This window comes from Paenibacillus phyllosphaerae, from assembly GCF_014192105.1.
GTDB classification, from domain to species: Bacteria; Bacillota; Bacilli; order Paenibacillales; family Paenibacillaceae; genus Paenibacillus_Z; species Paenibacillus_Z phyllosphaerae.
In genome coordinates this window covers 16,117-40,018 of record NZ_JACHXK010000020.1, presented here as the reverse complement: position 1 = coordinate 40,018, position 23,902 = coordinate 16,117, and the positions used below count along the sequence as shown (strand labels likewise).

Below are 23,902 nucleotides of genomic sequence, written 5' to 3'. Positions count from 1 at the left end.
TTTGATACAAAAGTCTTATGGAAGAAATGTTAGGAGTGGTAGATTTGAATCCCTTGGATGAGGTTTTAACTGCGGGAGAAGCTGCTGATCATCTGAAGGTGACAAGAAGACAAATAACCAGATTATGCCAAAGCAATAAATTAATTTTCAGAGAAGCATCAGGTGGCTATTTCCTCATATTGAAAAGCAGTGTAATTGAATATGAGGAGCATCGTAAGAAAAGAGAAAATTAGCTTACTTATATAATAACGGGTGGTGTCATGTCTGGTGGAATTTATTCCTTTTGTTACTTTTTCGATGCTTGATAGTCTTGCTTTAATTGTAGTAGTTCTAACTCTCTATCGTTTTAAATTATCCGATTGTTTGTGGCCATCCTTATTAATTGCCGCAGTTATGAGTTTGCAAAGTTTCACGCTCAGAGAAGAACTTTTCTTTGCTAATCTGGTCCCATTTGTGAATGTGCTTCTGCTAGCTTTACTGCTAACAGTTCTCTTGCAGGTCCCTATTCATTGGTCTTTCATTGGTTCATTCGGTGGCTATTTTGCTTACATATTGTTTCAAGCCATCTCAGCAGAAGTTTCTACTGCAGTATTCTCGATCTCAATAGAAGATATTAAAGCCAGTCCTATCAAAGGTTATATCTTTCAGGTAATCGTTTCTATGCTTGCTTTTCTAATCTGCCACTACTGCTATAGTCGCGGTTGGGGATATGGGACTAAGTTTAAAAAACGTTTTAAATATGAGCCTATAGTTGTGGCTGTTGTTATTGTGGTTGCTACTTTGACATTCGGTATTCTGCTTATTAGACAGCAAGTAATTCTCGATCTCATCGTCGTAGCTGTGGCAATGGTATTTTTCATTGTCATTCTACTGAAGAAGGAGTTGAGCAAATAAGTTGATCGATACCTTGTCACTGAAGATTGCTGTTGGTATTAAAGCGAAAGTCCCGGAACATCCTGCATCTGTAAATGTATTGAAATTTGCAATAGCTGCTTTAATTAATGGCCTAACAATCATCCTTTTTTCGTTGATCGGCTCATTAGTGACGGATACATTTATTGAGGCCATAACAGTATTGGTATCCTTCGCAATCCTTCGACAGCTATCAGGCGGCTATCACCTGAAGTCTGGGGTTGCATGCATTGTTGTATCAACAGTTGGAGTTTTAGCGCTTTCATTAACGGGCGATTTAGGAGCAGAGTTTGTTTTCATTCTAAATGTCATTAACGTAATTCTAGCGATTGTTTTTTCACCTTCTGATATTGAGAAACAGTCACGCATCAAAAAAAAGTATTTTCCATTTTTAAAGCTATCATCTACAATGCTAGTAGCAATTAATTTTGCAATCGGTTCTCCTGTCCTTGCATCAACATTCTTGGTGCAATGCCTCACGCTTATTAAACTTCCAATAAGGGAGAGGAAGGGGGTGGTAAAATGACCAAAAAAGTTTTGTATCGGATTGCTACCCTTCTGGGCTTAATTGCAATTTTGTTTGTGTCAACAGCTAGCACATGGTACATCTATCAGGGTGATACACCTGAAGAACTGCTGTAAGGCGGTGAAGGTCCTATGTTAGAAAAATTAGCTGTATCAGCAGATCCCCTCGGCACAAAACCATTCGAACTTAATGTTCAAGACATTATTTTTATTCAGTACGATCGTAAACATAAAGGCGTTTGGTTTCATTCGCTCGAGCAAGAAGGGTTTCTGCCTGGTTCACTCGAATTTTGGATAAGCTTCTTAGCGAATTCCGATATTCATATTGAGACTTTTGATAGGGCAACAGCAATGAATTTACATAAAGTTGAACTACTAGATAGGAAACATAATTATGCCTACTTTGAATCAGTCATTCGAAGGGATAAGGGCTGTAGCATTGCAGTTGCTAACTTCAAAGAGGTTATAAGAGCATTAGAAAAATTAAACAGGCGATTTGAATATGTGTAGTTTATAATGGATGTCCATGAATCTAGTGGATGTCCCTTTGTTTTTCTATTGTGAAAATTGAACAATTGATTAGCATAAGACAATCCCGCCCCCGACTAAGATAGTTACGGGTGGTGACAACATGGAAGAAGCGGTACCTTCAACTTCAAGCGTCCGAGACAAATACCCCGAGACGCTGGATGTCGCGGATATTAAGCGGATCATGAACATCGGGCAAGTTCAGGCGTATGAGCTTGTTCATTCGAAGCAATTCCATGTGGTGAAGGTCGGGAGGAGGATCAAAATCTCCCGCGACGTGTTTTTTGACTGGTTAGAAGGCAAATCGTAAATGGGCAGCCGGATCTCGAATCCGCTGCTCTTTTTTTTGTGCCAACAAAACGGATTGCGCAAATAATTACCAAGACAAGCTAGTGTGGTGGCAACTTTGGCGGCATACGGACGATTAACGAAGAGTCCTAGCGATAATGGGAGAGCAAAGACGAGCTGAATGGACAAGATTCGTCACGCTGTAAGCGATCAGAGGAATTAACGCGCGATAAATGGGCATAAAGGGTGATACATCGGTACCCCACACATTGAGGGAAAACGACCAGAAGAGCAAATTTTTATTGACCCATCGTGAGCGCGAGGTTTTCGAGCTTCTTGTCCAGGACAAAACGACTAGGGACATCGCTCAACAGCTGTTTATCAGCGAGAAGACGGTACGTAATCATATCTCGAATGTGATCGGGTTTGAAACACTTGCGCCTAAGGCTGGGCAGGCGTGAGAGAAGGAGCGAACAAGCATGGCACGAGGAAAAATAAAGCTTGCGCCCGCGTGCGCCGGAAGTGAAGTTGAAGACTGGCAGCTGACGGAGAACCGCAGCCTGTCATACGGCGCCCCGGATGCTGCGAATATGCTCATATACGGCGATAACCTTGCTGCGCTGCAACTGCTGGAAGCGCGTTGTGCCGCGAGCATCAAGTGCATCTTCATTGATCCGCCGTACAATACCGGCTCGATGTTCGAGCATTATGATGACGGCGCGGATTCGGACGTTTGGTTGTCGCAGATGCGGCAGCGGCTGAAGCTGATGCGCCGGTTGTTGCGTCCGGACGGCGTCATTGCGGTGCAGATCGACTATCGCGAAGCGGCGAGGCTGAAGCTGCTGCTCGACGAAGTGTTCGACCGGCAGTTCCGCAATGAAATTATCGTCAAACGCGGCACCAAAAACGTGCAGCATCAGTTCGATACGATCGATGCGCTCGCTTCCGGTCATGACTCGATTCTGTTATATGCCAACTCGCCGGATACGCGGTTTCGGCATTGCATGAGCCAGCTGGACAAGCCTCAGCCGGGCACATGGAACAATCATTGGCGCGGGACGAACCGCCCGACGATGCGGTACGAAATTTTCGGCATTCGGCCGGAAAGCGGCCAATGGCGGTGGTCGGAGGAGCGCACGCGCGGCGCAATGCGCAATCATGAACAGTATCTGGCCGAGACTGGCGGACAGATGAGCATCGACGATTATTATTTGTCCAAGCTGCAGACCGAAGGCATCGCCTTGAACTTCGTTCGGCTCAGCCGCACCGGCAAGCCGGAGCACTACGTGCCGCCAAGATCGTACCGCATCTTAAGCGATCTGTGGCTCGATATCCCCATGAGCGGGTCGATTACCCGTTTTCCGCATGAGAAGCACGAGGCGCTGCTGTTCCGAATCCTCCATTGGCTGACCGACGAAGGCGACTGGGTGTTGGATGCTTATCTCGGCACCGGCACGACAGCCGCGGCCGCACACAAGATGAACCGGCGGTGGATCGGCATCGAGAGCGGCACCCACATTCATGATTTTGCGCTGCCTCGCCTTAAAAGGGTCGTGGACGGGAGCTGCCGGCAAGGGATCTCTACACAGCTGGATTGGCAGGGCGGCGGCGGGTTCCGCGGATATGAGCTGGCATCCGCACATGCCGAGCACGCGCACCCCGATATCTATATGGCTTGAAGCCGTTGTTGCCCGAGGGGCTGCAGCGGCTTTTTTGTGATAGTACAAGATGGAGGCGGAATACCTTTTTACCAGCAAGCGGTGGAAAGGAGAGCATCCGGATGAGCATAAGCAAACCTTCCAAAGCCTACAGCCTGATCTTTGAAGCGGGAGAGGGAAGCCTTACGGAAATCGTGGAGGATCTGGTTCGACAGACGGTTCATAAGCACGCCGGCAGTTGGGCCAATATGCAGCATCAGGCCAAACGCAAGGAACAGCGGTCGAATTCCACGGCAGACAACGGGAAACGCCCATGATGCCGGCGGCAGGTCGACGCACAGCCATCTATGTCCGGGTCAGCACGACGAAGGAAAGCCAGAAGGACAGTCCGGAGCATCAGGAGGCGAATTGCCGCGAGAAAGCGCGCCAGCTGGATCTGGACATTCTCGAAGGTTTTGTCTATGAGGACCGCGACACCGGTACGAACATCATCAGCCGGCCGGCGATTCAACAACTTCTTCAAGATGCGAAGCGCCGCGCCTTCGATGTGGTCATCTTCGCGGCATTGTCCCGTTTCTCCCGGGATGCCCTGGACTCCTTATCCTTGAAAAAGAAACTCGTCGATATGCTGGGCATCCGCTTAATCTCGCTCGAGGAAGGCTTCGATTCGCTTCACAATCACGACGAGCTGAAATTCCAGATCATCTCTGCGGTGAACCAGACGCTCAGCCAGCAGATCAGCTTCAGTTCCCGCCGGGGCATCCGCCAATCGGCGCTCAAGGGAAATTTCACAGGCAGCATCGCTCCATACGGTTACAGGAAGGCCGTCATCGGGGAGCGCAAATCGCTGGTCCCGGATGAGGAGACGCGATCGGTTATCGAGCTTATCTTCAAGCTGTATACCGCCGACCAGTTGGGGGAGAAGGAGATCGTCAAGCGCTTGAACGAGCAATTGCGTATCCCATCGCCCAAAGGCGGGTTGTGGGGCATCAGTTCGGTGCAGCGCATTCTGCAGAACGAGGCGTATACGGGCAGGAATGTATTCAACAAATATGAGACCACGCTGGTGTATCATGACGAGGATGATCTAACCAACCGCTCCAAAAAGCTCATTCAGCGCGAGAAGCACAAATGGGAGCGGGCGCATGAGCCGAACACGCATGAAGCCATTATTGACGATCATCTATTCGATTTGGCGCAAAAGATCCGGGCGCAGCGGAGCGGGGGAAAGCAGGGCGGCGCGCGCCACAAGAAGAATGTGTTCGCCGGCTTCATCCATTGCGCGCACTGCGGCTCGTCGATGGTCTCGATGAAATCGCAAGGCCGCCACGCGGATCAAGAATATCGCTACCTCATCTGCTCCAAACGTCGCAGGCAGGGGGATCTCGGTTGCCTGAACAGCTTCCATTTGCCCTACCTCCCATTCAAGGAGGATGTACTTACCGCGCTTTCGGAACAATTACGTGCAGCAGGGTCTAGCGAGTCGTTCTACGACCGGTACAAAGACAGCATAATGCCCGATACTTCCGCAGCTGACAGGCAGGAACAGAGTCTGCTCAAGCAGATCGAGCGAAGCCGTTCCTTATTGCTGGCGCTTCGCAAAGAACGAGCGCAAGGGACGATCGATGAGCGGCAATACGAATATGAACGGGCGAGCTGCGAGCAGGAGCTGTCTCACTACGAGCGGCGGCTTCGCGAATTGCATCAGGAAACGGACAGACAGATGGACCGCGAACGGCTGATGGCCTATATTCAAGGCGCCATAGGCAAGCTGCTGGCCTTGGAGTTCGAGGAGGGAGAGTTCGAAGCGCTCCGGTTAACGCTCAAACGGCTCATAGCGAGGATCACCGTCAGCCGTGATGGAACGGTGCATATCCGCACCGCTTTCGCATGAGCAGCATGCGTTTCAAACCCTATGACGAACGTCATGCAGAAATTAAACGTAAAAGGTCGTTCGCAAGCGGTTGTCGAGCTTATCAAGCTTGGGGAGTTAAAAATTTGACATGTTCATCGTAACCTTGCTTAAGCCTTCTTCGCCACTTGTATGAGTGGTAAAGAAGGCTTTTTGACATGAGATGGCAAGGCGTTAGAATAAACTCCAGTCAAAGGCGGTACTCATCTGCTCGAGCAGATGGACGCCTGCCGTGCTGTTGCCTTTGGCGCCGAGCGCAGGACCTACGATCCCGATCCCGTACTGGCCCGGGACGAGAGCGAGAATACCGCCGGATACGCCGCTCTTGGCCGGTATGCCCGCCTTGATGGCAAATTCGCCCGAGGCGTTGTACATGCCGCACGTCACCATGAACGACTTGGCTATCTGGACGTAACGTCTTGGCACGAGCTCTCTGCCCGTGATCGGGTCGACGCCTCCATGAGCCAGCACCAGCGCCATGCGGGCCAGCTGCGGACAATCCACTTCAACGGCGCAATGGTCAAAATAAACCTGCAGCACTTCCTCGACATCGACCTCCTCGCCGAGCACCTCGTTGTCTTTGAGGAAGTAGGCAAGGGAGCGGTTACGGTGCGCCGTCGCGGATTCGGACTTGGCGACAGCTGAGTTAACGGCCAGATTCGCGCCTCCAGACGCTTCCTTAAAGAACCGGAGGATCCGCTCGGTCTTGATGGCTGGCGTGTCGCCCTTAATCAAGGACGTCACCGCGATCGCCCCGGCGTTGATGAGCGGATTGAACGGCTTGCCGGGCTCTACGAGCTCCAGCTTCAGCATCGAGTTGAAATCGTCGCCCGTCGGCTCCATGCCGACCTTGGCGAATACGCCTTCTTCGCCGTGGTCCATGAATGCGAGCAGCAGCGTGAACACCTTCGATATGCTCTGCATCGTAAATTTGAAATCGGTCTCGCCGACCGAGACCGATTCGCCGCCGCGGCCGGTTACCGTAATGCCCAGTACATGCTGAGGCGCTTTGGCGAGCTCGGGGATGTAAGCGGCGACCTTGCCTTGATTCGCCAGGGCACGGCTATCCTGTACCCACCCTGGAAGCTGTGCGCGTAATTGGTCAAACATGCGAAAGCTCGCCTCCTTATGGCTGTTGACTTTAAGTTTACGTGGTAGAGTGAATTCGCCGCAAGCGCGAATGGTCCGAATGGTTCGATCTACACGAATCTTGTCTGATCATGTACAATATGGTGGATAATTGCAATTATTTCACGGTTGTATTAGGGGGAAGTTATGGGTAAGTTTATTTTATTTGTGATTCTTTGGCAGCTTTTGGGCAATCCGCTGCTCGCTATTCTTGTTCTGCTGCTGGTGCTGTATTTGGTGGACCGGAGATTCATCGGACTTACGCCAAGCATCATCCGTCCTTTCCGCAGAGGTGCGGCCATTCGCCGCTTGCGTCAGCAAGTGCTGATGAATCCGAACGATATTCCTGCCAAGCATGAGCTTGCCAGACTGCTCATCGAACGGAAGAAATATGCCGCCGCCAAGGAACTCCTGATGCCGCTGCAAGACGCGCTCGACCATTCGGCTGAATATTGGGATGATCTGGGTACATCGTTGGCGGCATTAGGCGAACAGGCGTCCGCGGAAGCCGCGATTCGCAATGCCTTGTCGATTAATCCCCGCGTCAAATACGGCACGCCTTACCTGCGTCTGGCGGCGCTGCACGCCAAGACGAATCCGCAGGCCGCCATTGCCGCGCTGGACGAATTCAAGACCATACACACCTCATCGTGCGAAGCCTATTACCGGCTGGCGCAAATCTATGCCGAACTCGGGCGCAAGGAAGAAGCCGCGCAATCGCTGGCCGCTTGCAGCAATATCTATAAGGCGCTGCCGAAGTACAAGAAGCGTCAAGAGCGAAAGTGGGCGCTGCTTGCCTGGATGCGGCGGATGAAGGGTTGATGATTATGAATAAGGCGAGATATATCGACGGAAGTCGGCATATCTCGCCTTTCTTTTTAATAGGTATAAGAGATAGCGAAGATAGGAAATAAGCATTGTTCGCATGAAGGAAATGCGTCATAATGGCATCATAGACACCAGTGTATTTGGGCAACGATGAGCAACTAGGGGAGATTCGTGAATGCGCGGCAAAATATGGCTGATTGCAATAATTTTGGTTGCTGTTCTGCTTGGCGCCAACAACACGATTTACTATTTTACGACAAAAAACACGTTGGAATCCCAGTTGGAATCCGAACTCGAATCGACCGCGAAGCAGATCGAATTATCGATCGAGCTGTCTCGGATCGGCGCCGAAGCGTATCAGCAGCAGATCGGACGGGAATTAAGGGCGGCAGCGATTGCGGCGCAATATGCGCTCGATCCGGACATTGAGAACGTGACGAACGAACAGCTGAAGGAACTGAGCGAGAAGCTCGGTATCGCCCACATTACGTTAATGAAGAAGACGCCGGACAACATCGTCCTCTATAAGTCATCCGATCCACACGAGATCGGGGTGAAGACCAGCACCTGGAATCCATGGTACATGGCGTTCCAACAGCTGCTTAGCGTACACAACGTAACGATTCCTTGGGGCCAGTCCCTGCCGAACTTCTGGACGGGACCGTTCGAACTTGCGACCTCCGACACGAGCCAGATCAATAAGTGGGGCTATTATAACGACGGCACGACGAACTATATAATCGATCCGTTCATTCGTTATAACGACCGCCAGCTCGAGTACGATCAGAAGACCGGCGTGGACGGACTCATAAGCAAGACGCTCGAGAATAATGAGACGCTCCTCGAGATCGCGGTCATTAACCCAAGCACGTTCCCGCTTGGTCCGCAGATTACGACGACCGAAGCCGGTGACCAGCTGGAGCACCGGACACAGCAGCCTATTATCTACGGCGCATACGAGTACGCCTACAGCGAGGACATGGATCTGATCGCCAAGGTCAGTAAGAGCAATGAACTGCAGACCGTTAATACGACCATCAACGGCAAGCATGTGCTCAAAATGTACCTCCCCGTCTCGATGCAAGGCTCCGCGAGCATCGTAGATGAGAATGGCGACCCGCTTACCCGTTACGTGTTGACGCTCACGGCAGACTACCAGTCCATTCAGGATGCGCTGGATCATCAATTTTTTAGCATTGCGCTTATTATGATTGTCGTAACGATCATTAGTCTCATTGTAGCGTTCCTTGTCGTGACCTCTTACCGGAAGTCGCAGGACAAATTGGCCAGAGCGGCGCAGGAAACGTATGTCGACGAGATTAACGGCTTGTTCCAGGCCATCAGGGCGCAGCGCCATGATTTCATGAACCACGTGCAGACGATCCATTCGCTCGCGCAGCTCGGTAAGATCGATGACCTGAAGGCATACTCCGCGGAGCTTACAGGCGAGATTAGACAAATGAACGATATGATCAACATCGGCAATCCGGCAATCGCGGCGCTCATCCGATCCAAGATGTCCCAGGCGGAAGCGCTCAAGATTGAGCTGACCATCCGCTTGGAAGACATGAACAAACTGGCGTTAGGCGTCAAGTCGCTCGATCTGACGAGAGTGCTCGGCAATCTGATCGATAACGCATTCGATGAGGTTATGCTCCTGCCGGAAGAGGAACGCAACGTAACGGTCGGAGGTACGCTTGTGAACGGCTACTTGGAATTTACGGTAAGCAATTCGTGCAGCGATTTATCCTTCGTCCAGAACAATCCGATCTTTAAATCCGGCTTCAGCACCAAAGGAGAAGGGCATTCCGGGCTCGGCCTATCTATTGTCAAGTCCATCGTAGAGAGTTATAAAGGTTCCGTTCAGGTGAACACGGAAACCATCAGCAAGATCGCCTTCATCGTACGAATTCCGCATTAATGAACCGAATAGCTTACATCGTATCGAGATGCTCTTGTGTGAAGGAACGTATTTTTCTCCTTTGTGCAAGAGCATTTCTTGTCTTTGTTTGGTATAATGGAAAGAATGGCTTAACTTGAACGGGAGGGACGAACGGTTGCACACTCGTTTTCGATTGGACGACGGCCTTGATGAGAAATTGGAATCGCAGCTAGCAGAGGTCATGCCTGCGGAGATGCAAGAGCGCGGCTGGGACTATTACCGGAGAGAGAAGGTTCGTGCGGTAGAAGTAATGAACGGCACCAGCATCTACGGCTCCGTGAACGGCACGAAGGTCTATGCCGTGACAATTGATGCGGAAGAGATTACGTTCAGCACCTGTACCTGTCCGTACAACGGCTATTGCAAGCATATGGCAGCCGTTTATTTTGCGTATTGCAATTATGTCGGCGACAGTCCCGATGAAGCTTACAACCGGCTGCTCTACGGCGGTCAAGGGCTGGTGAAGCTCGATGCCGCGGATGCGCAGCCCAAGGCGGGATTAGAAGCGCAAGGCCAGGGTCTGGCCGTAACCCCCGCAGAGTGGTTCGAAGACATGGAACGCAGGTACGGGGACACCTGGCGGCAGTGCAGGCATTCCCTTCATCCGCTGCAATCCGTGCTGACGGCGCTTAAAGGGCAATCGAAGGCGTGGCCGGACCGGCTGAAGAAGCTGCACTGGATGCATGCGGTCCTGTTCGTGGCGGATCAAGCCGAGCGCGCTTATTCCGCTACCGACAGCTATTCCCGCTATTATTATGAGATGGCCTTCGCACGGATGACGGAGCCCTGGATTAATCAGTACACCGAGCTTGGCGGCGAGACGCTCGAGGCCGGGCTCACGGGTGCGGAGCGGGAAGCGATCCAGAGCTTGGCTTCGTTCTTCCATCGGCGTGAAATGGACCGGGAGCAGCAGCTCCATCGCTGGGAAACGCTTTACTTTTCCCTGCTCGGCAGACTTGTCGATGACGTACAGTGGCGCGGAGAAGAAGAACGGTGGCTGTCCGATGAATTCGAACAGATGAAGCAAGCGGGCAAACGGCCATCCTTCTACCCGATGGCGCTCGCCTTCCTGGCATTCGTCGATGGAGAGGATACGAGAGCGGTCCATCTGCTCACCGATACCGAATTCAACCGCACCGCGCTGCTTGCTTGCGATTGCGCGCTTGACCGGCTTGAGGACGCGAAGTGGGAGAAGCTGGAGATTTGGATGGATTATATCTATGGCGGTCTTCAGTTTGAGCGGAAATCCCGCGCGTTCGGACCGTTCCTATCGATGTGCCGGATCGCCGACGAGCGGCAGCCCGATAATCCGGTCTGGGAGAAACATCTGATCGCTTTCCTTCCTTTCTCTTATTCGGCGCTCTCCGATCATTGGATCGAGCAGCAGCGATACGAGCAGTGGGCGGATCTGCAGATGTATATCGGGATCGACCCCGACGAGCTGGATTTGCAGGCCGTCCGCGAGATAACCAAGAGCGCGCCGCACGTGCTCATTCCGATGTACCATCAAGCGATCGACACCGGGATCCGCTCACGCAACCGGCAAGGGTACCGGAATGCGGTCAAGCAGATGAAGAAGCTGGAGAAGCTGTACAAAGCAGAGAAGAAGCAGGAAGCGTGGAATCGCTTCGTCAATGAGATCGCCCATAGGCATCAGCGGCTGCGCGCGTTGCAGGAAGAGCTGTGGAGGGGAAAAATCATCACATGAGAGGCTATACGGGAGCGGAAACATTACACATCGACGGATTTTGGAAAGATGGAGAAGGCATCGTGCTGCAGGTGAAGCACGATGCGGGATTGACGCAGCGGCTGCGCACGCTGTTGTTTGCCTGGCATGCGCCATCCTGGTATGGCTCAGAGATCGAGAGCCGCACAGATGAACGTACCGGCGTCGTCGAGCTCATCATTCCGCCGCTTCTGGCCATGGATTACTTGGCTGATCCAACGCCTGTCCGGCTGCTGCGCATCGAATGGAGCGACCGCGCCGAGCAATTGATGCGGTACGCGCAACTGCTGCGCAAGGCATTGATGAGCGGCTGGTTCATCCCGGACTGGGCGCATTGGTCAGAAGAATTGCGTGCCTGGAAGCTGGATATTCCTGCGCTTGAACCGGAGGCGGCCGAAGCGCGAGAGCTTAAGGCCGCGCTTGCAGAGTCAGGCGATGGCGGCGTTGAACGCTGGATCAGCTATATTGTCGAACAGCTGGTCGCCGACAATCCTTCTGTGGCCGGCGTATGGAGCGAGACGGCGAAGGCGGCAGGCGAATCCGTATTGGCAATGAAAGCTGCCGATGAGGATGACTGGTTGGTCGCCATCGGCCTCAAACAAGATGACGTGCCGTTCCGTATGGCGCTTCAATTGATCGAGCCGGACGATTCTTCGGGCTGGCGTTTGCGGCCTGCGGTTCAGGATCGCGAGGCTGGAGGTCCATGGCATCGGCTTGTGCCGGTTTCGGCTCGGCAATCTAGTGAGGGCGACACATCCGGCAGCAGTCTTGCTGCACTTCGCTGGCTGCTGCCTAACGGCGTTCCGGAAGCATGGGTGACTTATTTTGATCTGCGGATGCGCAAGGAAGAAGCCAAATGGGCTTCTGCGCTTCCTGATTGGACGTTATCAAGCAGCGAAAGCAACAATTCGGATGAACCGATGCTGAAGACGGAACTAACCGATGCCGAAGCGTTCGCGTTCCTCGAAGAAGCTAGCGGCAAACTGTTGGCTGCAGGCGCTCCGGTGCTGCTCCCAGGCTGGTGGGAGGCAGTCCGCAACCGCAGATTGCGCCTGAAGGCAAAGGTCAAATCGTCGATCGGCGCCGGTTCGGCTGAACAGTCGACCTTCGGTCTGCAGCAGATCGTCGATTTCGACTGGAAGCTGGCTGTCGGCAACGTCAACATGAGCGAAACCGAGTTTCTCCGGCTAGCGGAGGAGAATCGCCGCCTGACGCAGATCGGCGGAGAGTGGGTGCATCTGGATCCTGATGATGTAGACCGCATTCGCCGGTGGCTGAAGAAGAACGGCGGCAAGCACGGCTTTACGATGCGCGATGTGCTCGAGATGCATTTGCGGGGTTCGGCAGAGCTCGAACCGGAACGCGAAGATCAGGAAGCGCTCGAGGCGGAGGTTGAGCTCAGCGAGCATCTGGCTGCCTGGATCGGCAAGCTGAGCGAGACGAGCGAGTTGCCCCTCATCACGAAGCCGGAAGGCTTCCTCGGCGAGCTGCGGCCGTATCAGCTGCAGGGCGTATCATGGCTCGCTTTCCTGCGCCAATTCGGCATCGGCGGCTGCTTGGCTGACGATATGGGTCTCGGGAAGACGATCCAGTTCACAGCTTATCTGCAGCATGTGATCGAGAAGAGCGGCAACGTGAAGCTGGGTCCATCACTGCTCATTTGCCCAACTTCGGTCATTGGCAACTGGGAGAAAGAACTCGAGAAGTTCGCGCCATCGCTGCGCGTGCATGTCCACTACGGACCGAAGCGGGCGAGAGGTCCTTTATTCGCGGCTGCAGTTGAAGAGGTCGATCTCGTGATTACCTCTTATGCGCTCACGCCGCTGGACGAGGAAGAGCTCGGCGACACGCAGTGGGATGTTGTATGCCTCGATGAAGCGCAGAATATCAAGAACTACTATACGAAACAATCGACAGCGATCAGGGCGTTTCCCGCCCGTCACCGGATCGCGCTGACAGGAACCCCGATGGAGAACCGGCTTACCGAGCTGTGGTCCATATATGATTTTATTAATCCGGGGTATCTCGGCAGCCTCGGCGACTTCAGACGGGCTGTCGTGCAGCCGATCGAGCGGGAGCGCGACGAGAATCTGATCGCTGAGCTCCAGCGCTGGGTGAAGCCGTTCATGCTGCGGAGGGTCAAGAAGGATCCATCGATTCAGTTGTCGCTGCCGGAGAAGAACGAGATGCAGACCTATCTATCCTTGACGGTCGAGCAGGGAACCATCTACGAGAATCTCGTATCGGATCTGCTGCGCCAGCTGGAATCAGCCGGCGCGATGCAGCGCCGCGGCTTAATTCTGTCGATGCTGACGCGGCTTAAGCAGGTGTGCGACCACCCGAGTCTGTTGCTGAATGAAGATCTGAGCACGAACCCGGCAGCTTGGGAGCCGGAGCGTTCCAATAAGGTGCTCCGCTTGCTGGAGATGATCGAAGAGATCGCGGCCGAAGGAGAGCGCTGCCTGATCTTCACTCAATATATCGAGATGGGCCATGCGCTGAAACGGCTGATCGATGAGCGGATCGGCATTCCTACTCCTTATCTCCATGGGGGCGTTCCGAAGGCGAACCGCGATGCGATGATCGCGAACTTCCAGAATGAACAGGTGCCGGGCTGCGCGTTCGTGCTCTCTTTGAAGGCCGGAGGAACCGGTCTCAACCTGACGGCGGCGAATCACGTCATCCATTTCGACCGGTGGTGGAATCCCGCGGTCGAGAATCAGGCGACGGACCGCGCGTTCCGAATCGGACAGACGCGCAGCGTTCAGGTGCACAAGTATGTAACGCTCGGTACGCTGGAAGAGCGGATCGACGATATGATATCCCGCAAACAGCTGCTCAACGAGCAAGTCGTCGGACAATCCGAGAACTGGATTACCGAGATGTCGACCGATGAGCTTCGCGAGCTGTTCACGCTGCGCAAGCAGCGGCTGAAAGGTTAGCCCGCGGGGAGGAACGAACTTGCGATGAAGGAGGCGGATGAATGGCTGAGGAACCGAACAAGGGCAAGCGTACGCTGCAGGAGCGCGAGGCGATTATTGCGGAGGCAGCGAAGCGGAACGGCGAAGCGCAGCCTGATGCGGCGGTGATCCACAAGATCGATGAGCTTGCGGAAGGCATGGCTCCGCATTGGCAATCCTTCTATCGGTCCATCCGCGATGCGGTGGCTGGTATACGCGATTAATAATCGCCGGCTTGGCCGGCAGCAGATAAGAAGGAGCAGGGTGAACGATCAGGCGATCATCACCGTGCTCCTTTTGTGCGTCTGCTTATTCGCTGGCTATTCTGGTTATTCCTTGCTTACTGGCTTCTGGATCGCCGTATCATCGGAGAGCTTATCCCCGAATTGCTCCAGACGGGACGGATGGGACGCAGGACCGTTGTTCTTCGGCTTACTGTTTCTTCCGGACATGTTGATCACCTCCATCCCATAACATGAACGGGTAAAGCGACTTTCATGCAACCTTCATGCGATATGTCAGCCGGTATATGGATTGTCCCTTACTAAACTCTAGGTAACCTACTGAACATAAAGTGCGTACTTTACGAGTTGGAAAAAGATTCGTTATGATGGGGAAGATTGCACAATGGAATGCTGATCGGCCCAACGGCCGCTCAAGCCAATCCATCATCATTCATCCATAAAAGGAGCGGTAGAAACGTGAATTACACCTATTTGGGACGATCGGGATTGAAGGTAAGCCGTCTATGCCTCGGCACGATGAATTTCGGCGTAGATACGGACGAGCAGGAAGCCTTCCGGATTATGGATGCAGCACTTGACGCGGGCATTAATTTCTTTGACACCGCCAACATATATGGCTGGGGCGAGAACGCCGGCCGCACGGAAGAGATTATCGGACGCTGGTTCGCTCAAGGCGGCGGCCGCCGCGAGAAGACGGTGCTGGCGACCAAATTCTACGGCGATATGAGCGATCCTGCCGATGGCCCGAACCGGGACGGAGGCTTGTCGTCGTACAAGCTTCGCCGCCATCTCGAAGGCTCCTTGCGCAGATTGCAGACCGATCATATCGAACTGTACCAAATGCACCACGTCGACCGCAACGTAAGCTGGGCGGAACTGTGGGGCGGTTTCGAGACCGCGGTTACGCAAGGGAAGATCGGCTATGTCGGCTCCAGCAACTTCGCCGGCTGGGACCTGGCGGTTGCGCAGGGAGAAGCCAAGGCGCGCGGCTTCCTCGGCCTCGTATCCGAGCAGCACAAATACAATCTGCTGTGCCGTCTGCCAGAGCTTGAGGTGCTGCCAGCAGCACAAGGCCTTGGCATCGGCGTCATTCCATGGAGCCCGCTCGACGGCGGCTTGCTCGCAGGCAATGCATCGCGCGGCGGCGCCGGCAAACGCAGCGCCCGTTCGGAGCGCTATGAGAAGCATCTGCCGCAGCTGGAAGCGTTCGGCGCCCTGTGCGACGAGCTTGGCGAGCGCGAAGATACGGTCGCATTGGCATGGCTGCTCGCGAATCCGGCTGTTACGGCGCCGATCATCGGCGTTCGGACGCTGGAGCAATTCGAGCGCTCCCTGCGCGCTGTCGAGCTGGGGCTGGACGAAGGCACGCTGAAGCGGATTGACGAGATTTTCCCGGGACCGGGCGGCGATGCGCCGCGCGCGTACGCGTGGTAAGGCGATAACGATCGCTGAAGATCAGTAAGAGGCATCGAAAAGGGGTAACCTCCTTTTTGATGCCTCTTTTCTTTTGCATGCGGACTATGATGCCAGAACTTCGCCGTCCTTTGTCACAAATACGTTCCTTCATCAGTCTTATTCGATGAACGAAGAAAACGCATAGTGGAGGAACTAAAGCCGATGAGCAAGCTGCTTGTTATTAACGCGCATCCCGAAGTGGATTCAACCGCTTCCTACAGTCTCCGTGTTCTAGGATACTTCTTGAACCGATACAAGGAGCTTCAGTCTAGTGACGAGACCATCGAATACATCGATCTGTACCGGGACGTCATACCGATGATCGATCAAACCGTCTTACGGGCATGGGGGAAACAGCGCAACGGCGATGAATTAACCGAGGAAGAGCTGGAAGTAACCGGGCGAATGAACGAGGTATTGCAACAATTCAAGCGTGCAACCAAATACGTAATCGCCTATCCCTTGCATAATTTCAATATCCCGTCCAAGTTGAAAGATTACATGGACAATATTCTGATCGCCAGGGAAACGTTCAAGTATACCGAAACGGGATCGGTCGGCCTGCTTAAAGATGGAAGAAGCATGCTTGTCATCCAAGGAAGCGGGGCGGTCTACACCAATAACGACTGGTATACCGAAGTGGACTATGCGCCAAAGTATTTGAAGTCCATGTTCAATTTCCTTGGGATTGAGGATTTCGAACTCCTTCGCGTGCAAGGAACATCCATACGGGATAAAGAGGATATCTTACAGAAAGGCTACCAGGAGGCTGAGGAAGCCGCATCTAAACTTGCGATAAAATAATCGTATTGCGCTGTTCGAACGCAATGCCGGAATCGGCGGGCATCTCGAAGCTGGCAACAAAAGTGTATGGACCATCCTTGCAAAGGGATGGTTTTTTGTGCGGAACTGGTGAAGCAGCCCCCAGCCAACCGTAGAATTGTTTCCCCTGTCCGTTGTTTTTTCGACCTCCTGCTTCCCCTTATGGAGAACTATAATTAAAATGGAAATGGAAGCGTATGCGTCTTGTATGCATCGCGATGACATGTTTAGCACACAAGCTGCTGACGGCACATCCGCCGGCGGCATTGCAGATAGACAGCGTATAGATAAAGGGGGTCTCATTCATGAGCAGAGGTTTTTCCTTGTTGGCCGCGGCTGTGATAACCGTATCGCTCATCATGACCAGCTGCGGGTCGGATCAGTTGAATGAGGCCAATGGATCGAATGCAGAGGGCAATGTCTATAAGGACGTGAAGCTGACGTTGCGCCATACGCAGATTAAGGAATCGAGCCAAGTGCGGCTGAGGATTCTCCAGGATGTCGTGGCGCAGACGGAAAGCGAGTATCCGGGGCTGAAGATTGAGATGGAAGGCATCGACGAAGTCGTCAACCGCGACCAGAAGCTGAAGGCGGAGATGGCGGCAGGCAATCCTCCCGAGATCTTCGAAGTGTTCGGCGGGTCGGACTTGAAGCTATACGTGAAGGCCGGCCGGATGATGGAGCTGACCCCGATCATCGAGCTGCTCGGCTTGAAGGACAAGTTCGCAAGTCTGGACGAATTTACGGTCGACGGCAAAATTTACGGCCTCCCTTTCGGCGGTTACAGCGAAGGCTTCTTCTACAATAAAGAGATATTCGCCAAGCTCGGCCTGGCGGTCCCGGCCACATGGGAAGAGCTCTTGAAGACGGCGGATACGATTCGCGATAACGGGATCGTGCCGTTCGGGCTTGCGGCCAAGGACGCCTGGGTGAACGGCATGCTCTGGAACACGATCGCGGAGCGCTATGTCGGCATCGATGCGTTTTACAAGCTGCTGACAGGCGAAACCAAGTGGACTGATCCCGGCTTCATCCAATCGTTCGAAGCCTATGCGGAACTCGTGAATCGCGACTATTTCACCAAAGGCGCCTTGGGGCTGCCCTATGCGGAACAAGGCGGGCAGCTGCTCAATGGCGAGGCGGCGATGGTGTTCACCGGCACATGGGACGCGAATCGGTTCGTCGGTTCCGAAGCAGGCGGACTCGACGGCAAGATCGGCTTCTTCAATTTCCCTTCCGTCCCGGGAGGACTCGGCGACCAGACGTCGATCAATGCGAGCTACTCGAACGGCTTCGGCTTCTCCTCCAAGCTGAGCGACGACAAGAAGGCGATGGTGATAGCCTTCATCCATAATTTCTATACGGAAAAGGTGCAGAAGCGCACGCTGCTCGAAGACAAGGTATTGCCGTCGATGCGTCTGTCCGACCTCTCCGGCGTGGACCCGCTCATGTCCGAGGTGCAGCGGGCGATGGCCAATGCGACTTCGTCGTGGCGCGCCTTCGACTCGATCGTGCAGCCGACGGTCGGCGCCGATCTTGGCGTCGGTCTTCAGGAGCTGATCGGCAAGGTGAAGACGCCGCATGAAGTCGCAGAGCATATTCAGGAAAAGCAAGAGAAGGCCAATCTGGCCAGCAGGGAGAAGTAAGGTCCGATAGAAGGAGCCGTTCATACATGAATCTAAGATTAAAGCTGTTCGCCGCTTTTATCGGACTGATCGTCATTCCATTAATTTGCCTCGGGATCGTATCCTTCTTGAATTCGGAGCATCTGCTCGAGAAGAAGTACAGCGAGCAGACGGAGATTACGCTGAAGGCGGTCGGCGGCAATATTCGGTATTTCTTCAAGGAGCTTGATCAAATTACGGATGCCAGCATTACGAGCAGCCCGGTTCAAGATCCGCTCAAGAGCGGACTTGGCATGACCAAGAACGACGCCAGCGCGCTCATTGCCAGAGCCCAAGCGGAGAAGTCGCTTACCCGCATCCTGTTCCAGCATCCGGCGATCAGCATCGTGGTGCTGTATTCCCGGGAGGGCACGCAATTCGTCGCTTCCCGTAACGACCCTACGACGTTTCGGCCGATCAGCTACGAGCGGCTGAAGGTGCATTCGATCTATGCGCAGGTGCTCGAGAATAACGGACTTCCCGTCTGGATCGGTCCTTACGAGGAGCAGGGGCTCACCGGCGACGATCTGCCGCTGTTCACGCAGATGCGCCTTGTGAAGGATGTGGAATCGTTCAACGACATCGGGATGATGGTCACGCAGTACAAGACCGATGAAGTGGACCGCATGCTGCAGGATTTTACGCTGTCCGGCACGGATCATACGGAAACCCGGTATTTGATCGTCAACCGGGACGGCTTAGTCATGATCGACAGCGAGCACCATCTGGAGGGACAGTCGCTCAGCTCGCAGACGCGCGAGCAGTTGAATGCGACGACGCGCTATACGAGCCTTAGAGCGCCTTTTGGCAAAGAGGATGCGCTCCTGTCGGCCTATAATCTCGACCGTAACGGCTGGGTGCTCGTCTCGGTAAAATCGTGGCAGTCGCTCACGAGCGAGAATATCCGCTTCGTCCAATGGATCGGCGGCATTACGCTGCTCTGTCTGCTGTCCGCGGTTCTGTTCAACATGTTGTTCGTCAACCGGGTCGCCAAGGCCATCATTCGCGTCGTGCGCAAAATGCGCCTTGTCGAGCAAGGGCTGCTCGATACCAGGGTGACGGCATCGGGCCGCGACGAGACGGTGCTGCTAGCCAAGTCGTTCAACAGCATGGTGGAGACGATCGGCCGCCTGCTCCGGGAAGTCAGGGTCGAGCAGGAACGCAAGCAACGGGCCGAGATGATGCTGATGCAGGCGCAGATCAAGCCGCATTTTTTATTCAACACGCTGGAGTCCATCAACGCGCTCGCTGCCCAGAACGACGGGCGCAAAGTGATGCTGATGGTCAGACGCCTCAGCAATCTGCTGCGCACCAGCATGCATCAAGCCGAGGTCATTACGGTCAGGCAGGAGATCGAGCATGTGCACAGTTATCTGGAAATTCAAGATTATCGGTTCGAAGGCATGTTCAGCTTCGAGCTGAACATTCCGGAGGCGGCGTTCGAATACACCATTCTGAAGCTGACGCTCCAGCCTTTGGTCGAGAACAGCATCCAGCACGGATTCGAAGGCTTAACGGAGCTCGGCATTATTCATATTTCGGCGGAAGTGATTAACGGTGCGGTCGTATTCATGATCCGCGACAATGGCATCGGGATGAACGAGCAAGCATTGAAACGGTTGAACGGGTTCGAACCTGAGGCGGCAAGAAGACAGCCAGATCCGACATCGGCCTTCGGCGAACATAACGGTCTTGGACTTCGCAATGTAGCGGACCGGCTGCGTATCCATTACGGGCCGGCTTATGGCATGAAGGTCTGCAGCAGCCCAGGCTTTGGAACGGTGATCCGTATTACGATACCGCGAATCCGGGGGGAGCGAATAGGATGATGCAATCGCACAGTAAAGTGCTGCTGGTCGACGATGAGCAGCACATTACGCGGAACCTGGAGAAGGTCATTCCGTGGGAAATGCTTGGACTTACGGTCGCCGGTACGGCGAAGAACGGCGTGGAAGCGCTCGACTACCTGGCGCAGCAGACGGCGGATCTCATTCTCTGCGATATCCGGATGCCGGTCATGGACGGCCTCGAGCTGGTCCGCCGGATCCGGGAGCAAGGTATCGATCTGGACGTGATCATGCTGTCGGGCTACCAGGACTTCACGTACACGCGAGCCGCGATCCAGTTCGGCGTCAAGGATTATGTCTTGAAACCGATCCCCTATGACGAGCTAACGGGCGTCATTGCCCGCGTCATGTCCGAGCAGCGGACGAGACGGCGCAAGGCGAAGGAGGAAGAGCGCAAGATCGGGCAGATGATCGATCTTGCGAGCGAGAAAATTCTATACGACGTCTTGATGGATTATACGGAAATATCGCCGAATAACCTGCTCCTGGCGGGTGTCGAGCAGCAGCTTCGCGAGCCGCAGTATACCGTCATCGTGCTCGATCTGGATGTCGAATCCGAATCGGCGCACGATTGGAGGGACTGGACGGTGAAGGAGCGCAAATCATGGAATTCATCGCTGTGCGGAGTCCTTCGCCATACGCTTCAAGCCGCCGGACAGCCGCACGCGGTCATCCAGACGCGCGACGGGGAATGGTGCGTGCTGATTCAGAGCGAGAGCGGTCAGACGCACGAACCGGAACTGGCTTCCCGCTGGGCACAGCAGCTCCTTGGCGTCATCAAGAACGAGAAGTCGCTGAAGCTGCGGGCAGGCCTCTTCACGAACCGGGTCGCTTTGACCGGGCTGTCAGACGCTTACAAGACGGTGCAGCGAGGCATGCAGTTATCCGTCTCCGCGGATCAACTGACCTGCTATAGCGGAGAGTTAAGCGGGGCTGTGGAGCCCGAGCACGTCATGTGGGAGACGGCCGAGCGGCTGATCAGCGGCTTGAAGCGAGGCGATGCCGATGACGTAGACGCCGAGCTCGCCCGTCTGGCCGAGCAGCTGCAGCAGGCGATCGGCGGCACGACGCGGCTGCGCGCGATGCTTCATTTTGTCGCGGTGCATCTCATGCGGGAGTTGAAGGAGGCAGGATTGCTGCCGCGGGAGCAGGAAGAGAGCTTATGGCGCAAGCTCGACGGACGCTTCGGCATCAAGGATCTGTTCGCCGCGATCCGTCAGGCGACCAGCGTCGGCGTTGCGCGGTCGACGGACAAGAGGAAGCATTCCGCCCGCCAGATGAGCGAGGCGAAGAGCTATGTCGACCGCAATCTGTTCCGGGATATTAGCGTCGAGGAGGCTGCGTCCCATGTAGGCTTAAGCACCTCGCACTTCAGCCTGCTGTTCAAGCAGACCTTCGGCGAGACATTCATCGAATACGTCACGCGCCAACGGATGGAGAAAGCGAAGGCACTGCTCGTAGAGTCCAATTGGAGCGTATCTCAGATTGCGAAGGAAGTCGGCTACGCCGAACGGCGGTATTTCACCAAAGTGTTCATGAAGTACACCGGGCAGAATCCGACCGAGTATCGATCGGCGCTGCAGGAAGGCGCAGACCACGTTCGGGAGCCAGAGGAGTAAGAGGCCGATTAGAACGGATCATCATGCATAAGGGGAGAGATGGGTAGATGACAGAGCAATGGAAGCATTGGAGCTTGCGGGAAAAGGTGGGGCAGCTGTTCGTGTTCGGCTTCCACGGTTATGCGCCTTCCGCAGAAATCGTGGATATGATTCAACGATTCGGAGTGGGCGGACTCGTCTATTTCACGCGCAATATTGTTGACGCGAAGCAGGTGCACGGCTTGTCCGCAAGCCTGGCGCAGACCGCATCGGCGGCTGGCCGTCCGCCAATGTTCCTCGCGGTCGATCAGGAGGGCGGCATGGTTGCCCGCCTGGTTAAGGGCGTAACGTTGATCCCCGGCAATATGGCGCTAGGCGCGACCGGGTCGCCGGAAGCGGCGAGAGAAACGGCTCGCATCAGCGGGGAGCAGCTGCGCGCGGTCGGCATTAATCTGAACTTCGCTCCTTGTATCGACGTGAACAACAATCCGGATAATCCGGTCATCAATGTCCGCTCGTACGGGGACAATGCCAAGTTCGTCAGTGAATTCGGGCTTGCCGCCGTCCGCGGCTATCAGGAAGCCGGCGTATCGGCGACGGTGAAGCATTTTCCGGGACACGGGGATACGAATGTGGACTCGCATCGGGATTTGCCGCTGCTCCCGCATGACCGCGAACGTCTGGAAGCGATCGAGCTCGTGCCTTTCCGGCAGTCGGCGGGCGATACCGACTTCATTATGACGGCCCATGTGTGTCTCCCGGCTCTCGATCCGACGGGCGTGCCTTCCACGTTGTCGCAGCCTGTGCTGACAGGTCTGCTGCGAGAGGAGATCGGCTTCGGAGGCATCATCATAACGGATTGTCTGGAGATGAACGCGATCGACAAGTTCTATGGTCCGGAGAAAGGGGCGGTCATGGCGCTGCAAGCCGGGGCGGATATGGTGCTCATCTGCCATACGCCTGCGAAGCAGCTAGCAGCGGTCGAAGCCGTCGTCCGCGCCGTGGAGCAGGGTAAACTAAGCGAATCGCGGATCGACGAGTCGGTCGGACGGATTCTCCGAGCCAAAGCCGCGCGGGGGATCGATGAACCGCTTGCGCCGTGGGAGCAGGTGGAGCAGCAGCTCGATACGAAGGATCAGCGGGAGAAGGTTCGCCAGTGGAGCGAATCGTCCGTCACGCTGGTTAAGGATGAGGCGGGCTTGCTGCCGCTGCGCAGCGATGCGAAGACGCTGGTGCTGTGGCCGGAGATCGTCGCGGTGTCCGAAGCGGATGAAATGATGGATGGCGACGGGACCCTCGGCGCGCGTTTGGCTTCCCGGATCGGGGATTTGACCGAACGTCGCATGAACGAACCCGATGCGCTCCATAATCTTGAGGCATTCGAGCAGATCGTATTCGTCAGTTACGATGCCGCGAAGCTGCCCGCCGAGCGTGCTGTCGCCGAGCGTTTAATGCAAATAGCGCAGGAGAAGACTGTGGCCGTATCGGTGCGCAATCCGATGGATTTGCTCGTGTACCCTCAGGTAGGTACATTCCTTGCTACGTATGAGAGCCGCCCGCTCGCGCTCGAGGCTGCGGCGAAGGTGCTGACAGGCGAGGTTGCGCCAAGCGGGAAACTGCCGGTCGGCATCTCGGAGCAATATCCGCTAGGTTGGAGCTGGAAGTAGGATCGGCTTGAGGCGCAATTTTACGCTGCGCTATCTGTCCTGATGGCTGTAAATAGGTATGAATGTCGAGGAAGAATCACGTTGATGCTGTCTGCCCGGCAGTCCGACGAGGTTCTTCCTTTTGATAAGAAGAACGATTGAAAAAAGTTTGGCGGCAGGTGTTGACATTCTCCTTAAATTACGATATCTTTAATTCA

23 protein-coding genes and 1 pseudogene are annotated in these 23,902 nt (G+C 54.6%); 22 read left to right on the top strand and 2 right to left on the bottom strand.

Annotated elements, in window-relative coordinates:
* Nucleotides 1-44 precede the first annotated feature (44 nt).
* The 11 genes and pseudogenes from FHS18_RS27950 to FHS18_RS34665 form a co-directional block, all read left to right on the top strand.
* Nucleotides 45-233: a helix-turn-helix domain-containing protein gene (locus tag FHS18_RS27950; RefSeq protein ID WP_183603687.1), complete on the top strand. Its 189-nt coding sequence runs from the start codon at nt 45-47 to the stop codon at nt 231-233.
* A 34-nt stretch (nt 234-267) separates the two neighbouring features.
* Nucleotides 268-894, top strand: a complete 627-nt coding sequence (locus FHS18_RS27945) for a hypothetical protein (protein WP_183603686.1) — start codon at nt 268-270, stop codon at nt 892-894.
* 1 nt (nt 895) lies between these two features.
* Nucleotides 896-1,438, top strand: a complete 543-nt coding sequence (locus tag FHS18_RS27940; protein ID WP_183603685.1) for an accessory gene regulator ArgB-like protein — start codon at nt 896-898, stop codon at nt 1,436-1,438.
* Nucleotides 1,435-1,554 carry a cyclic lactone autoinducer peptide gene (locus FHS18_RS27935; protein ID WP_183603684.1) on the top strand — a complete coding sequence of 40 codons (120 nt, stop codon included), beginning with the start codon at nt 1,435-1,437 and terminating at the stop codon, nt 1,552-1,554. Before FHS18_RS27940 ends, FHS18_RS27935 begins: the two co-directional genes overlap by 4 nt.
* A gap of 15 nt (nt 1,555-1,569) precedes the next feature.
* A complete protein-coding gene (locus FHS18_RS27930; protein WP_183603683.1) occupies nt 1,570-1,947 on the top strand; it encodes a hypothetical protein in 378 nt (125 codons plus the stop codon).
* 121 nt (nt 1,948-2,068) lie between these two features.
* Nucleotides 2,069-2,275: a helix-turn-helix domain-containing protein gene (locus FHS18_RS27925; protein WP_183603682.1), complete on the top strand. Its 207-nt coding sequence runs from the start codon at nt 2,069-2,071 to the stop codon at nt 2,273-2,275.
* Between the two features lie 211 nt (nt 2,276-2,486).
* The gene (locus FHS18_RS27920) at nt 2,487-2,714 is read left to right on the top strand and encodes a helix-turn-helix domain-containing protein (RefSeq protein WP_409348591.1); all 228 of its coding nucleotides are present in this window, start codon (nt 2,487-2,489) and stop codon (nt 2,712-2,714) included.
* A gap of 18 nt (nt 2,715-2,732) precedes the next feature.
* Nucleotides 2,733-3,932 (top strand): site-specific DNA-methyltransferase, encoded by a 1,200-nt coding sequence (locus tag FHS18_RS27915; protein ID WP_183603681.1) that lies wholly within the window; start codon nt 2,733-2,735, stop codon nt 3,930-3,932.
* Between the two features lie 101 nt (nt 3,933-4,033).
* Nucleotides 4,034-4,228: a hypothetical protein gene (locus FHS18_RS27910; RefSeq protein ID WP_183603680.1), complete on the top strand. Its 195-nt coding sequence runs from the start codon at nt 4,034-4,036 to the stop codon at nt 4,226-4,228.
* Nucleotides 4,225-5,805, top strand: coding sequence for a recombinase family protein (locus FHS18_RS27905; protein ID WP_183603679.1), 1,581 nt, complete (start codon nt 4,225-4,227; stop codon nt 5,803-5,805). Before FHS18_RS27910 ends, FHS18_RS27905 begins: the two co-directional genes overlap by 4 nt.
* A 9-nt stretch (nt 5,806-5,814) precedes the next feature.
* A pseudogene (locus tag FHS18_RS34665) lies at nt 5,815-5,913 on the top strand (helix-turn-helix domain-containing protein); the annotation flags it as partial.
* A gap of 84 nt (nt 5,914-5,997) precedes the next feature.
* Here FHS18_RS34665 and glsA read toward each other — a convergent pair.
* The gene (gene glsA, locus FHS18_RS27900) at nt 5,998-6,933 is read right to left on the bottom strand and encodes a glutaminase A (RefSeq protein WP_183603678.1); all 936 of its coding nucleotides are present in this window, start codon (nt 6,931-6,933) and stop codon (nt 5,998-6,000) included.
* 165 nt (nt 6,934-7,098) lie between these two features.
* Here glsA and FHS18_RS27895 point away from each other — a divergent pair, with 165 nt between their 5' ends.
* The 5 genes from FHS18_RS27895 to FHS18_RS27875 all read left to right on the top strand — a co-directional run bounded on the left by FHS18_RS27895 (nt 7,099) and on the right by FHS18_RS27875 (nt 14,631).
* Nucleotides 7,099-7,773, top strand: coding sequence for a tetratricopeptide repeat protein (locus tag FHS18_RS27895; RefSeq protein WP_183603677.1), 675 nt, complete (start codon nt 7,099-7,101; stop codon nt 7,771-7,773).
* Between the two features lie 181 nt (nt 7,774-7,954).
* The gene (locus FHS18_RS27890) at nt 7,955-9,700 is read left to right on the top strand and encodes a sensor histidine kinase (protein ID WP_183603676.1); all 1,746 of its coding nucleotides are present in this window, start codon (nt 7,955-7,957) and stop codon (nt 9,698-9,700) included.
* 136 nt (nt 9,701-9,836) lie between these two features.
* Nucleotides 9,837-11,429, top strand: coding sequence for an SWIM zinc finger family protein (locus FHS18_RS27885; protein ID WP_183603675.1), 1,593 nt, complete (start codon nt 9,837-9,839; stop codon nt 11,427-11,429).
* On the top strand, nt 11,426-14,389 hold the full coding sequence (locus FHS18_RS27880) for a DEAD/DEAH box helicase (RefSeq protein ID WP_183603674.1): 2,964 nt from the start codon (nt 11,426-11,428) through the stop codon (nt 14,387-14,389). Before FHS18_RS27885 ends, FHS18_RS27880 begins: the two co-directional genes overlap by 4 nt.
* A gap of 41 nt (nt 14,390-14,430) precedes the next feature.
* On the top strand, nt 14,431-14,631 hold the full coding sequence (locus tag FHS18_RS27875) for a hypothetical protein (RefSeq protein WP_183603673.1): 201 nt from the start codon (nt 14,431-14,433) through the stop codon (nt 14,629-14,631).
* Between the two features lie 105 nt (nt 14,632-14,736).
* On the opposite strand, the gene FHS18_RS35040 is transcribed toward FHS18_RS27875, so the two are convergent.
* Nucleotides 14,737-14,859: a hypothetical protein gene (locus FHS18_RS35040; protein WP_281378879.1), complete on the bottom strand. Its 123-nt coding sequence runs from the start codon at nt 14,857-14,859 to the stop codon at nt 14,737-14,739.
* A 249-nt stretch (nt 14,860-15,108) separates the two neighbouring features.
* On the opposite strand from FHS18_RS35040, the gene FHS18_RS27870 reads away from it, so the two are divergent.
* The 6 genes from FHS18_RS27870 (at nt 15,109) to FHS18_RS27845 (ending at nt 23,705) form a co-directional block, all read left to right on the top strand.
* A complete protein-coding gene (locus FHS18_RS27870) occupies nt 15,109-16,086 on the top strand; it encodes an aldo/keto reductase (protein ID WP_183603672.1) in 978 nt (325 codons plus the stop codon).
* 183 nt (nt 16,087-16,269) lie between these two features.
* Nucleotides 16,270-16,911 carry an FMN-dependent NADH-azoreductase gene (locus FHS18_RS27865; RefSeq protein WP_183603671.1) on the top strand — a complete coding sequence of 214 codons (642 nt, stop codon included), beginning with the start codon at nt 16,270-16,272 and terminating at the stop codon, nt 16,909-16,911.
* Nucleotides 16,912-17,234: 323 nt separating this feature from the next.
* The gene (locus FHS18_RS27860) at nt 17,235-18,575 is read left to right on the top strand and encodes an ABC transporter substrate-binding protein (protein WP_183603670.1); all 1,341 of its coding nucleotides are present in this window, start codon (nt 17,235-17,237) and stop codon (nt 18,573-18,575) included.
* Nucleotides 18,576-18,601: 26 nt separating this feature from the next.
* Nucleotides 18,602-20,422 carry a cache domain-containing sensor histidine kinase gene (locus FHS18_RS27855; protein WP_183603669.1) on the top strand — a complete coding sequence of 607 codons (1,821 nt, stop codon included), beginning with the start codon at nt 18,602-18,604 and terminating at the stop codon, nt 20,420-20,422.
* Nucleotides 20,419-22,059 carry a response regulator gene (locus FHS18_RS27850; RefSeq protein WP_246427960.1) on the top strand — a complete coding sequence of 547 codons (1,641 nt, stop codon included), beginning with the start codon at nt 20,419-20,421 and terminating at the stop codon, nt 22,057-22,059. Before FHS18_RS27855 ends, FHS18_RS27850 begins: the two co-directional genes overlap by 4 nt.
* A gap of 47 nt (nt 22,060-22,106) precedes the next feature.
* The gene (locus FHS18_RS27845) at nt 22,107-23,705 is read left to right on the top strand and encodes a glycoside hydrolase family 3 protein (protein ID WP_183603668.1); all 1,599 of its coding nucleotides are present in this window, start codon (nt 22,107-22,109) and stop codon (nt 23,703-23,705) included.
* Nucleotides 23,706-23,902: the final 197 nt, after the last annotated feature.